Origin of the sequence: Nocardia sp. NPDC005978 (assembly GCF_040614455.1) — a bacterium.
Classification (GTDB): Bacteria; Actinomycetota; Actinomycetes; order Mycobacteriales; family Mycobacteriaceae; genus Nocardia.
Map to the genome: position 1 here is coordinate 1 of NZ_JBEXUS010000166.1, position 12,302 is coordinate 12,302.

The window sequence follows — 12,302 nt, forward strand, 5'->3', positions numbered from 1 at the left end:
CCCTGCTGATCGGTGAGCTGGAAGGTGAGCAGCTTGCCGGCCAGGGTGTCGTAGCCCAGCCACGCCCAGCCCGAGCCCTGCAGGCCGTTGGCGGCGGCCACCGGGGCGTAGCGCGCGACCCGCAGGCACACCCCGATATCGGTGCCCAGCTCGACTTTCCGGGCCGCGACCGCGAGTTCTATGGCATCGTCACCGGTAACGGCGAACGCTTCCGGCGGCACGCCGAGCGCGGCCAGCAGCTCCGGTCCGCGCCTCCGCTCACGTAGCGCGATGAACGGCGTTTTCGCCAGCACCCGCGCCGCGCGGTCGCGCAGGCGCGCATCGCGCAGCGGACCCAGGCCCTGACCGACCAGGGCGGTGGGAATGCCCGCGTCCCTGGCGTAGTCGAGCAATTCGAGCACCCGGGTGGCCTGCGGTACGTCGGCATCGGTCAGGTATCCCCCGCCCAGCGCCACGACCAGATCGGCTTCGCGCACGGCCCGGGCGGCGCCCGGATGCCGCGCTTCGATCCGCGTGCCGACGGCCGCGACGGCCTCCGCACCGGCCGCAGCGACCGGCTCCGCACGTGATCGATTGGCCCGCAGACGATCTCGAACGTCGATCGCCCTGGGCAGAAACCACGCCCAGGCGCGCAGGCGCGTGATCTCGACCGGCCCGGCGACCGTGGGACCCAGGCGCGCGGCCAGGCGCGCGATCGGGCCCGGCGCACGCCAGGGATCGGCCGCGCCGACCGTGATCCCCACCGCGCCCGGGAAATACGCCGAAACCAGCGCGGGCGCTTCGGTCATGATGCCGATGCTCGCGCCCGGCCACCGGGCCCGCAGCCGGCGCACGGTGACCTCGAGCATGGCGAGATCACCGTAGTTCCGGAGCCAGTACTCACTGTTCTCGATGAGAATGCGATGTCCGGCGCCCCCGCACGGCAGTCCGGTTCCCATGTCGACCTCCCCCGGTCATACAACGGGCCCACACGGCTGCGACCGGCTTTCGTTGCACGCCAACGGTATCTCAATTAGCCACACCCGCAGCGCCTTTGCAACTCGGATGCGATGCCGCCCGGCGGATTCCCGGTTTCCGAGCCGTGCGGCGGGAACTTCTCCGGTAGCGTCGGCCCCATGCCAGCAGTCGGCGCGGTCCGCGGTTCCGCCCGCCGCCGGGTGCGCCTGGGGCCGGTACTGGTGGCGGGGCAGCTGGTCACCCTGCGCGAGACCCGGCTCGCGGACTTCCCGCACTGGCGCGAGATCCGGCTGCGGGACCGGGAATTCATCGAACCGTACTGGTACACCTCCGCTTTGACGTGGGAGGAACGCCATTCCCGCGCCTGGTGGATCCGCGAGCGCCTGCGCCAGGGCCGGGCGCGGCTGACGGGCCGGGCGCTGTCGCTCAGCGTGCTGGTGAACGGGGAGTTCGCGGGCCAATGTCAGCTCGCCCCCATCGATCTCGCGCAGCGCACCGCCGAACTGGGACTCTGGATGGACGGCCGGCGGGCCGGGCACGGCGTGGGTACCGTGGCGGGCGCGCTGGCCACCGATCACGCGTTCGGCGAGCTCGGCCTGCACCGCGTCACCGCCCCGGTGTGCGTGGGCAATCGCCGGGCCCGCCAGGCCGTCATCCGGGGCGGAATGTCGCTGGAGGCCACGATGATTCGAGCGGTCGACGTGAACGGCGCGCGCAAGGACCACGAACTCTGGGCGGTCCGCGCGGGCGATGCCCCGCCCGGCGGCTACGTCGCGGCACTGCTCGCGGCCGGGGTCGCCACCGCCCGCCCCGCGCCCGCCGCGATCTCGGTGCGCACCCGGCTCGCGGCGAGCGCGCGGGCCCTGCGGGCCGCCGCGCCCGGGGCGGTGGTCGTGGTCGCGACCCGCTACCTGCTCGGCACGCCCTGGCGAGCCCGCACCGGGACAGGCGAAACCCGCCTGCCGCAAACACTCTCGGGCCGCGACGCCGCGAACCGCCCGGTCCTGCTGCGTCAACCCCCCGCGCGGCGTTCCCCGCGCACCGTCCACCGGCGGCACGCCTACGACGTCTGCGCCGCGGGCGAGCCGATCGGCCGCCTGCACCTGGACCTGAGCGGGCCCAACATCGGTCTCACCCTCGACTTCGATTCCGGCACACCGCGGCCCGGTGCGGCGGCCGCGGTAACACTGCTGCTGAACCACGCGATCGACCAACTGCGCGGGGAACGGGTGGAGACCCTCATCGATCCGGCCGCCACCCATCTCTCGGCCATCGCCACCGCGGGCGGACTGCGGCGCGAAGGCGTCCTGATCGCGGCCCGGCGCGGCCGTGACGGCGACTTCCACGATGTCGAGCTGTGGGCGGCGACGAGCGAGAAGCCATCGCGCACAACCGCATACGAATAGGTAAAGTCCCGGATAGCACGACCGCGGGGGCGGGCGGTGCGGTGACTCTAGGAGCGAACGTTGGGTCTGAACGTCGTCATGATCGCGACCTATCCGCTGGAACCGGGACGCATAGTGGGGGGCATCGAGTCGGTCACCAGCACATTGGTCCCCGCCCTGGCCGCCCGCCCGGAGATCGAGCGGCTGACCGTGCTGTGCTTCCACACCGGCCCCGAGCCGGTCCCCGATCGCCGCGAGGGACCCAAGGTCGAGATCCGCTTTCCGCGCGGACAGCGCCGCCTGGCGGTGGCCACCCGCTCGTACCTCGATGTGCGGCGGGCGCGGGCGATCATCGCCGAACTGGCCCCGGATGTGGTGCACGCGCACGAGATCGGTGTGCGCGGCGACATCGCCACCCAGGTGAGCGCGCACACCGTGGTCACGGTGCACGGGCTCGTGCACCGCGAGACCGAACTCCAGGCGCGCGCGAGCGCCAAGGAACGGGTGCGCTATCACCTCGTCGCCGCCATGGTGCGCCGGGTGCTGCGCCGGGCGCGGGCGGTGGTCTCCATCTCCGACTACGACGCCCGCGCGCTGGGCGGTCTGGTGCGCGGGGAGCACGTGAGCATCGCCAATCCGACGGCGGCGGAATTCTTCGCCCTGTCGCCCTCCGGACCCACCGAACCCCGGCTGCTCTTCGCGGGCGTGCTCTCGCCGCGCAAGAACCCCGAGGGGCTGCTCGACGCGTTCGCGCCGGCGGCCCAGCGGGTTCCCAAGGCCGTGCTCGCGGTGGTCGGCCCGCAACCGGATCCGGACTACGCACGCGAAATTCGCGAGCGTGCCGCCGGGCTGGGGCTCGCGGACCGGGTCGAGTTCGTGGGCATGGTGGACAACGAGCGGCTGCGCACCGAGATCACCCGGGCCCGCGCGGTGGTGCTGTTCTCCCACGAGGAGACCTCACCCACCATCCTGGCCCAGGCCATGGCGGCCGGGAAACCGGTGCTCGCGGCGCGGGTCGGCGGCATCCCGGAAATGGTGTCCGACAGCGAGAGCGGATTCCTGATCGAGCCCGGGGACGCCCCCGAACTCGCCGACCGCATGGTGCGGGTGCTCGAGGATCAGGACCTGGCGCTGCGGCTGGGCGCCCGCGGACACCGCATCGCCCGGGAGAAGTTCGACCCCGACGCGGTGGCCCGGCGCACCGTCGAAACCTACCTGCGGGTGGCCGGCCGGTAGGTCGCACACCAGCCCGTCCCATCGCGAAAACATCGGAGCAACAGATGGATTGGACCGGAAGAACCGCACTGGTGACCGGCGGGGCCGGGTTCATCGGCTCACACCTGGTCGAACTGCTCGTCGCGGCCGGCGCGAAGGTGACGGTGCTGGACACCTTCGCCACCGGCAGCCGCGCGAATCTGACCGCGGTACAGGACGCGATCACGCTGCGCGAGCTGGACATTCGTGAACTGGACTGGGCCGAATACCTCACCGCGCACCCGGCCGAGTTCATCTTCCACCTGGCGGCCAACGCCTACGTGCCCCCGTCGGTGACGGCGCCCGCCGCCGACTACGAACTCAATTTCGCCACCACCTTCCGGCTCCTGGAAGCCCTACGGGTGCTGAGCTGGCCCGGCAGGCTGGTCTTCGCATCGAGCGCGGCGGTCTACGGCAATTCGGTTCGCGTACCCATCAGCGAGGCCGACCCCACCGTGCCCATCTCCCCCTACGGGGTCGGAAAGCTCGCGGCCGAACGCTATCTCGCGGTGTTCGCCGAGCTCTACGATCTGAACCTGGCCTCGGTGCGCTTCTTCTCCGCGTTCGGCCCGCGCCAGCGCAAACAGGTGGTGTTCGATCTGCTGGCCAAGCTCGATCGCGACCATCGGCGCATCTTCATCCACGGTGACGGCACTCAGGTCCGCGATTTCCTCTACGTCGAGGACGCGGCGCGCTCGGCCATGATCGTGGCGGCCAACGCGCCGCTGCGCGGTGAGGCGTACAACGTCGGCGCGGGCCGCGAGTACACCATCGACCAGCTCGCCAAATCCCTGTGCGGCATCACCGGTTTGGATCCGGAGCTGGACTACAGCGGGTCCAATCGCCCCGGCGATCCCGAGCGGCTCGTCGTCGATATCACCCGGCTGCAAGCCATCGGCTATCAGCCGCTCGTGGACTTCGACCTGGGCTTGACCCGGACTGTAGCCTGGTACTCGTCCTTGACCGGAGCGACCTGGCAGTAGGGCGATGCGCGAAAGCCGTTGGAAGGTCTGCGTCACCGCGGGCGCGGTGCTGCTGTCCCTGCTCATCGCGTGCACGCCCGCCCCGTCGCCGCCGGTGGACCGGTTCGTCGGCGATTTCGAGACCGGCAATTTCGATCAGTGGGCAAACTGCCAGAACGTCGCGGTCAGCAGCACCCCGTGCGCCGACTACACCGATCCCACCGACAGCATGCGGGTGGAGACCTCGGTGGTGCGCCAGGGCGAGTACGCCGCGCGCTTCCAGGTCGGCGCGGGCGACACCCCCGACCGAATCTGTTGCGGCGCACGGGCCGAGGTCAGCGGCGAGGACGCCACCCGCGCCGACGAGGGTGACGAGCGCTGGTATCAGTGGAGCACCCGATTCGAGCACGGCTTCCCCGCGGACCGCGGCTGGACCGTGCTGTCGCAGTGGCACGCCGAAGAGGATGGTTCGCCGCCGCTGGCCATCGCGGCCGGTCCCACCAACGTCAGCGAGAACCACTGGGGCATAGTCATTTCCACCTGGAACGCACCGGGCGACGCGGGCCCGACCTACACCCCGTGGAGCATGCAGCTGGTGCCGGACGTGTGGAACGACATCAAATTGCACGTGAAGTGGTCCGCGCGTGACACGGACGGCTATGTCGAACTCTGGCTGGGCGGCCAGCGCCAGACCTTCGACGCCTCACCCTGCGCCGGGCAGCTGCGCTGCTCGATTCGCACCCTCATGCCGAACGGCGGCGGCGTCTACTTCAAACAGGGCTACTATCGCGACGCCGGCATCACGCCGCTCGGCGCGGTCTATCATGACGGATTCTCTGCGGCGCTCTCGGAAGACGCGCTGGCGCCGCTGTAGGCCGGATGACGGCCGCGACCAGCAGGCGCAGATCACCCAGCGGCGTCCAGTCCCGGAGATAGGCCAGGTCGAAATCCCGAATCTCCTCGCGCGTAGGCGGATTCGCGCAGTGCTCCAGGCGGGGACCCAAGCCGGTGATCCCGGGTCGCACCACGCCGTCCCGAACCGGATGCCGCGACGGCTCCGGTCCGCGCCGCAGCTGCGGGCGCGGGCCGACGATGCCCATCCGGCCGGTCAGCACGTGGAAGAACTGCGGCAGCTCATCGAGCCGGAGTTCGCGAATCACCCTGCCGACCGGTGTGATTCGCGGATCACGGCGCGGTCCGGCGGGTAATCCGCGCACCCGGCGGACACCGAGCAGGACATCGATATGGGCGTCGGGATCGACGTACATGCTGCGGAACTTGAGCATGAGAAAGGGCCGCCCGTCGGGACCCACCCGCGGCGACCGATGGAACACCGGTCCGCGGCTACCCGCCTTGACCGCCACCGCGAGCGCGAGCAGCATTGGCGCGAGCGCCAGCACGGCCGCCAGCGCGAGACAGAAGTCGAAGACGGCCTTGAACTTTCGCCGACCCGGCGCCGCCGGTCCGGGCGTGCGCCGTCCGGGCGATGACGCGTGTTCGGACATGAGAGACCACACCTCCCCCACGGGAGAACTGGGTTCCGATCCCCACTGATCAGTTCCATCCAACGGGCCGAGCCGGGAACCCCTGCAACCGCCGGCGCCCATGCCGACCACCGGGGTCGCCGACTTCTTCGATGACCAGAAGCCGAATGTTACACACCCGGGTCGGCGCCGTTAGCGAAACCTGTGTGACAACAAAGTCCCCCGAAGGTTGCCGATAGCATCGCAACCGGTTTCCCGCTTGTTTCCCCGCATTTCCCCTATTCGCAAAATTGCAGGTTATGCATTGCCCACCCGGCCGGGTTCATGGTGCGTAACCCTTGATTTGCAATCCCCGAGGGATAGCCAACCGAACGCCCCGTTCTGCGACTCGCAGAAATTCAGTACCCGGCGCCGGGTCACCGCACCACTGAGCCCACGGCCGCGGTCAATCCTGTTGTAACGTAAGGCCGGATCGCGCCGACCTCAGTTCAGCCGGTACAACAGTCGGCCGATCGCGGTGAAAGGTGGGGTTTCGCGTGCTATGTCGTCTTTGCGAGTCGGACCGATTGATCAGCGTGCTGGATCTCGGCGCGACACCACCCTGCGAGAAATTCCTCACCGCCGCCGAACTCGATCTTGCGGAACCTACTTTCCCGCTGCATCTGCGCCTGTGCGAGAACTGCCTGCTGCTGCAGATTCCCGCATTGATCACCCCCGAAGAGACATTTACGGAATACGCGTATTTCAGTTCCTATTCCGAGAGTTGGGTACGGCACGCGCGGCTGTTCGTCGCCGACGCGGCGCGCCGCCTGGGCCTGGACGCCGAGTCCCTCGTGATCGAGGTGGCCAGCAACGACGGTTACCTGCTGCGGCACGCGGTCGAGGCGGGCATCCCCTGCGTGGGGATCGAACCCTCGGTGAACGTCGGCGCCGCCGCCCGCGACCGGGGCGTCCCCACCATCACCGCGTTCCTGGACGAGGATCTCGCGAAGCAGGTCCGAGCCGAGCACGGCCCCGCGGATCTACTGGTGGCCAACAACGTCTACGCGCACATCCCGGATCTGCTCGGCTTCACCCGAGCGCTGCGCGTCCTGCTCGCCGACGACGGCTGGCTCTCCATCGAGGTGCACCACGCCCTCGAGCTGGTGACACACGGCCAGTTCGACACGATCTACCACGAGCACTTCCAGTACTACACCGTGCTCTCGGCCCAGCGCGCGCTGGCCACCGCCGGGCTCACCGTGGTCGATGTGGAACTGCTTGCCACACACGGTGGTTCGCTACGCATCTGGGCCCGGCCCGACGGCGTCGCCGAGCCCGGCCCGCGGGTCGCGGACGTGCTGCGCCGAGAGGCCGAGGCCGGACTGCACGCGGTGGCCGGCTATCTCGAGCTGCGCCCGCGCACCGAACTCGTCCGCCAGGAACTGCTGCGCTTCCTGCTGGCCGCGCGCGCCGCCGGACAGCGCGTGGTCGGCTACGGCGCCCCAGGCAAGGGCAACACCCTGCTCAACTACTGCGGCATCCGTCCCGATCTGCTCGAGTACACGGTGGATCGAAATCCCTACAAGCACGGGCGATTCACCCCCGGCACCCGCATTCCCATCCACGCACCCGAGCGCATCGACGCCGATCGCCCGGACGTGGTGCTGGTGCTGCCCTGGAATCTGGAAGCGGAGATCACCGCGCAGCTGCACCGGGTGCACGAGTGGGGCGGCGAGCTGATCTACCCGCTTCCGACCCTGCATCGCGGGCAGCTCGCCGCGTCGAATCATGCGGAGAGGCAAGCGAAGTGAAGGTAGTACTGTTCTGCGGCGGCTACGGCATGCGCATGCGCAACGGGACCGAGGACATGATCCCCAAACCCATGCAGCTGGTCGGCCCGCGCCCGCTGATCTGGCACGTCATGCGCTACTACGCCCACTACGGGCACAAGGACTTCGTGCTGTGCCTGGGCTACGGCGCCTCGCACATCAAGAACTTCTTCCTGACCTATCAGGAATCGGTCTCCAACGACTTCGTGATCCGCGGCGGCCAGGTCGAGCTGCTGCACTCCGATATCAGCGACTGGACCATCACCTTCGTCGACACCGGCGTGGAATCGCCCATCGGCGAGCGCCTGCGCCGGGTGCGTGCGCACCTCGACGGCGAGAGCCACTTCCTGGCCAACTACGCCGACGTGCTCACCGACGCCCCGCTCGACACCATGATCGGCGACTTCCGCGCGTCCAAGGCGGCGGCGGCCATGATGATCGTGCCGCCGCAGTCCTCCTTCCACTGCGTGGACGTGAACTCCGCGGGCGAGGTCAAGAACATCACCCCGGTCTCGCGCCTGCCCATCTGGGAGAACGGCGGCTACTTCGTGCTCACCCCGGAGGTCTTCGACCACCTGCCGCCCAACGGCGATCTGGTCGAGGACGCATGCGGGGCCCTGGCGGCCCAGGGGCGGCTGTTCGGCTACCAGCACAACGGGTTCTGGAAACCCGCCGACACCTTCAAGGAACGCGCCGAACTGGACGCGGGCTACCACTCGGGCGACCGGCCGTGGATGGTCTGGGAGCGAGCGGGCGCATGAGCGCTCTCGGGACCGCCACCACCAGCACCGTCGAAGGAGCATGACCATGCGCGTACTCGTCACCGGCAACCAGGGCTATCTGGGCACCGTCATGGTCCCCGAGCTGGTGCGGGCCGGACACGAGGTGACCGGCCTGGACAGCGGCTTCTTCGCCGAGTGCGTCCTGGGTACCGCCCCCGCGCCGCCGCCGCAGCTCCGGGTCGACCTGCGCGACGTGACGGTGGACCAGCTCGCCGGATTCGACGCGGTCGTGCACCTGGCCGCCCTGTCGAACGATCCGCTGGGCGCACTCACCCCGCGCATCACCTACGACATCAACCACACCGCCTCGGTGCGACTGGCGCGTCTGGCCAAGGACGCCGGGGTACAGCGGTTCCTGTACGCATCCACCTGTTCGGTCTACGGGGCCGCGGGCAGCGACCTGGTCACCGAAGACGCGCCGCTGCGCCCGCTGACCCCTTACGCCGAGTCCAAGGTGCGGGTCGAGGACGACGTCGCGGCCCTGGCGGATTCCGGCTTCACGCCCGTGTTCCTGCGCAACGCAACGGCTTTCGGATTCTCGCCGCGACTACGCGCGGACATCGTGCTCAACAATCTCGTCGGCTACGCGGTGCTCACCGGCGAGGTGAAAGTGCTGTCGGACGGCACCCCGTGGCGGCCGCTGGTGCACGCGCGGGACATCGCCCGCGCCTTCGCCGTCTGCCTGACCGCCCCCGCGCCGGCCGTGCACTGCCGGGCCTTCAACGTGGGCGCCGAGACCAACAACCTCACCGTCGCCGAGATCGCACAGGCCGTGGTCGCGGCGGTGCCCGGCTCCCGCCTGGTCATCACCGGCGAGAGCGGCGCGGATCCGCGGTCGTATCGGGTCGACTTCGCCGCCGCGCGCCGGGAATTGGGCTTCGAGGCGAGCTGGGACATTCCCGAGGGCGCGGCCGAGCTGGCGCACGAGTACACCGCGCGCGGACTCACCGCGGACGGCTTCTTCCACCGCTTCACCCGCCTGGCGCACCTGACCGCGCTCAAGGACGCGGGCGTGCTCGACGACGACCTGCGCCGCAGCAGAATCGAGGCATGAATGGCCGCGGCGCAGCGACGCGCGAGCGGACCCCAACACGGATCAGGATCCCAGGCCGAGGGCGGCGAGCAGCTCTTTCCACGAGGCCGCCGACGCGTCGCGATCGGAGACCGCGGTCACCGGCTGCGGCCAGGCGATGGCGAGATCCGGATCGTCGTAGGCGATGCCGATGTCCTCGGCCGGATCGTGCGGGCGGTCGATGCGATAGCAGACATCGGCGACCGGGCTCAGCGCCTGGAATCCGTGCAGGAAGCCGGGAGGCACGAACAGCGTCCGGAAATCGGTGTCATCGAGCAGGAACGATTGCTGCGCACCGAAGGTCGGCGAATTCGGCCGCATGTCCACCAGCACGTCGTGCACCGAGCCGTGCGCACACCGCACCAGCTTGGCTTCGCCCCGCCCGGCCCGGCCGTGCATCCCGCGCACCACGCCCCGGTGCGACCGCGACTGCGAATCCTGGATGAAGGTCGCGGCCAGCCCGGGCCTGCCCACGAAGTCGTCGAACTCGTGCGCGTCGAAGGTCCGGGTGAACAGGCCGCGGCCGTCCCGGTGGGGTTGCGGGGTCAGCACCAGCACGTCGGCGAGCGCGGCCTGTTCGATGAGCACCCCGCTATCGTGCCATGGGCGCGCCGGTGACGCGGGGATGCCGCGGCTGCGGCGCACCGGGCCCGGACCGCGTGCTGGATCTGGGCAAAATGCCTGCGGCGGACTACTTTCCGGGGCCGGACGAACCGGCGGGGACCGCGCCGGGCCGCGAGGCCGGGCATCCGCTGGCCATGGATCTGTGCCGAGCGTGCGGATTGGCGCAGCTCGCGGACGACGACACCGTGACCGATGAACCGCGCGGCATCGAGCCGCGGGCGCTGCGCGACCAGGCCGCCGACGCGCTGGCCCGGGTCGCAGGTGCCGGTTGGCTGCGCGGGCGCACCGTGCGCGAGTTCGGTAGTCCGCACGGCGGGAGCTGGCTGCCGCTGCTGGCCGAGCGCGGCTTCACCGCCACCGGCGAGCCCGCCGACCTGGTGGTCGACTGCTTCGGCATCATGCACGAACCCGACCAGCGGGCCGCCTTCGCGCGGCGCGCCGCGGCGCTGGCCCCGGACGGCGTCCTGCTGCTGCAGTTTCACGCGCTGCACGCGATCGTGGCCCAGGGCCAGTGGAACGCGCTGCGGCACGGGCACTTCGCGTACTACTCGCTCGCCGCGCTCATCCGGCTGCTGGCGGACGCCGGCCTGCGGGTGGTCACGGCCTGGGAATTCGACCTCTACGGCGGCACGGTGCTGGTCGCCGCGGTCCGCGATCCGGCGACGGCGCCCGGACCAGGCCGACCGATGCCGGGCCGAGCACTGCCCGAGCCCCTCGCGCCCGACCGGGCCGTGACCACCCTGCTCGAAACCGAGGCCGGAGTGCTGGCGACCGCGTCCGGCGCACCGGATCTCGCCGCCGTGCGCACGCTGCAGACCGCGGCCGACGCCCAGGCGAACGCCCTGCGCCGCTGGCTCGAGCACGAGAAGGCCGCCGGGCGAACGGTGTACGCCTACGGCGCGGCCTCGCGGGCGGTCGCCCTGCTCTATCTGGCGGGGGTGAGCCGCGCGCTGCTGTGCGCGGTAGCGGATGCCTCACCCGGCAAGCAGGGCCGTCGCATGCCCGGCACCGACGTGCCGATCATCACACCGGCGGAACTGCTCGCCGCGCGACCCGACCGAATTCTGCTCACGCTGCCCGACCTCGTGCAGGAGGTCCGGGCGCAGTGGCCCGAACTGGACGGGAGGTGGGTCGTCACGGTACCCGACTCGTAGTCTCGGCAGCCGGCTGAGGACCGGTGGTGAGGACGTCGGGCACTTTCGCCGCGACGTCCGGATGCATGTGGGGAATTCTTTACACGCGTAGTGATTACGAACGCAACACCTGATGAGGGAATAGGGGAACAGATGAAAGGCTCGAAGCAGCGCGCGACCGCGCGCACGATGGCCGTGGCAGCGGCGATCGGCGTCGGACTGATGCTGGGCACGAGTATCTCGGTGGCCGGAATCGACAGCAGCAATTCGATCGTGGACCGCCAGGAGCGCACGGTGGAGGCCATCGCCTCCGATACCCGGATCGACTTCGTCCCGCCGCTGGACGGCAATCCGCTGACTCGCGAATGGTTCCACAACGGCAAGGCGAGCTTCCGGGTGTCGGGCCCGAAGGCGGACGACTGGTCCGGGCAGCTGACCCTCGGGTACCAGGTCGGCTATCCGGCCACGCTCAACGGCAAGCTGCGATTCCAGTGGTGGACGCCGAATCTCGGGGTGGAGATCGGCACCGATCCGGGTGTGACCGTGAACAACCTGCTGCCCCAGGCCGGCGTGGAGCTCGATGTCGGCTTCGGCCCCGGGATCCAGACCGTGGAGGCGGCCAGCGGTGAGGTCTCGGGCACCGACGGCTTCATCCAGATGTCGGGCTTCCACGGCACGGTCAGCGGTGTGGTCGGGCAGGTCACCATCCGGCCCTGGGTCAAGATCGTGAGCAGCAACGGCGACACCGTGATCACCTACGGACCGCTGCGGTCCATCTAGCGGCCTCGGGTCACAGGTTCAGATGCGGCTCCGGCCGGCGCGAGCGCGCCGCCCGGAG

At 70.1% G+C, this 12,302-nt stretch carries 11 protein-coding genes and 2 pseudogenes; 9 read left to right on the plus strand and 4 right to left on the minus strand.

Features of this window, described 5'->3' with window-relative positions; all coding sequences use genetic code 11:
* Both ABZ319_RS38045 and ABZ319_RS38050 read right to left on the minus strand, forming a co-directional pair.
* Positions 1-116, minus strand: a pseudogene (locus ABZ319_RS38045) (Fe-Mn family superoxide dismutase); the annotation flags it as partial.
* 114 nt (positions 117-230) lie between these two features.
* Positions 231-938 (minus strand): annotated as a pseudogene (locus tag ABZ319_RS38050) (polysaccharide pyruvyl transferase family protein); the annotation flags it as partial.
* 177 nt (positions 939-1,115) lie between these two features.
* On the opposite strand from ABZ319_RS38050, the gene ABZ319_RS38055 reads away from it, so the two are divergent.
* The 4 genes from ABZ319_RS38055 to ABZ319_RS38070 are packed head-to-tail and all read left to right on the plus strand — an operon-like array spanning position 1,116 to position 5,432.
* Positions 1,116-2,363 carry a GNAT family protein gene (locus ABZ319_RS38055; RefSeq protein WP_354991441.1) on the plus strand — a complete coding sequence of 416 codons (1,248 nt, stop codon included), beginning with the start codon at positions 1,116-1,118 and terminating at the stop codon, positions 2,361-2,363.
* 60 nt (positions 2,364-2,423) lie between these two features.
* On the plus strand, positions 2,424-3,578 hold the full coding sequence (locus tag ABZ319_RS38060; protein WP_354991442.1) for a glycosyltransferase family 4 protein: 1,155 nt from the start codon (positions 2,424-2,426) through the stop codon (positions 3,576-3,578).
* 44 nt (positions 3,579-3,622) lie between these two features.
* Positions 3,623-4,579: an NAD-dependent epimerase/dehydratase family protein gene (locus ABZ319_RS38065; RefSeq protein ID WP_354991443.1), complete on the plus strand. Its 957-nt coding sequence runs from the start codon at positions 3,623-3,625 to the stop codon at positions 4,577-4,579.
* Between the two features lie 4 nt (positions 4,580-4,583).
* Complete coding sequence (locus tag ABZ319_RS38070; RefSeq protein ID WP_354991444.1) at positions 4,584-5,432, plus strand: polysaccharide lyase; 849 nt, start codon at positions 4,584-4,586, stop codon at positions 5,430-5,432.
* Here ABZ319_RS38070 and ABZ319_RS38075 read toward each other — a convergent pair.
* Positions 5,359-6,063: a sugar transferase gene (locus tag ABZ319_RS38075; RefSeq protein ID WP_354991445.1), complete on the minus strand. Its 705-nt coding sequence runs from the start codon at positions 6,061-6,063 to the stop codon at positions 5,359-5,361. The genes ABZ319_RS38070 and ABZ319_RS38075 overlap by 74 nt on opposite strands.
* A gap of 515 nt (positions 6,064-6,578) precedes the next feature.
* Between ABZ319_RS38075 and ABZ319_RS38080 the strand changes: the two genes are divergently transcribed.
* The 3 genes from ABZ319_RS38080 to ABZ319_RS38090 are packed head-to-tail and all read left to right on the plus strand — an operon-like array spanning position 6,579 to position 9,689.
* A complete protein-coding gene (locus tag ABZ319_RS38080; protein ID WP_354991446.1) occupies positions 6,579-7,835 on the plus strand; it encodes a class I SAM-dependent methyltransferase in 1,257 nt (418 codons plus the stop codon).
* Positions 7,832-8,614: a sugar phosphate nucleotidyltransferase gene (locus ABZ319_RS38085; RefSeq protein ID WP_354991447.1), complete on the plus strand. Its 783-nt coding sequence runs from the start codon at positions 7,832-7,834 to the stop codon at positions 8,612-8,614. The genes ABZ319_RS38080 and ABZ319_RS38085 overlap by 4 nt, the downstream gene beginning before the upstream one ends.
* 46 nt (positions 8,615-8,660) lie before the next feature.
* Positions 8,661-9,689, plus strand: a complete 1,029-nt coding sequence (locus tag ABZ319_RS38090) for an SDR family oxidoreductase (protein WP_354991448.1) — start codon at positions 8,661-8,663, stop codon at positions 9,687-9,689.
* 42 nt (positions 9,690-9,731) lie between these two features.
* On the opposite strand, the gene rfbC is transcribed toward ABZ319_RS38090, so the two are convergent.
* Positions 9,732-10,295, minus strand: coding sequence for a dTDP-4-dehydrorhamnose 3,5-epimerase (gene rfbC, locus ABZ319_RS38095; protein ID WP_354991449.1), 564 nt, complete (start codon positions 10,293-10,295; stop codon positions 9,732-9,734).
* Between the two features lie 26 nt (positions 10,296-10,321).
* Here rfbC and ABZ319_RS38100 point away from each other — a divergent pair, with 26 nt between their 5' ends.
* Positions 10,322-11,485 (plus strand): methyltransferase domain-containing protein, encoded by a 1,164-nt coding sequence (locus ABZ319_RS38100; RefSeq protein WP_354991450.1) that lies wholly within the window; start codon positions 10,322-10,324, stop codon positions 11,483-11,485.
* Between the two features lie 132 nt (positions 11,486-11,617).
* The gene (locus tag ABZ319_RS38105; RefSeq protein WP_354991451.1) at positions 11,618-12,244 is read left to right on the plus strand and encodes an MspA family porin; all 627 of its coding nucleotides are present in this window, start codon (positions 11,618-11,620) and stop codon (positions 12,242-12,244) included.
* The last annotated feature ends 58 nt before the right edge of the window (positions 12,245-12,302 follow it).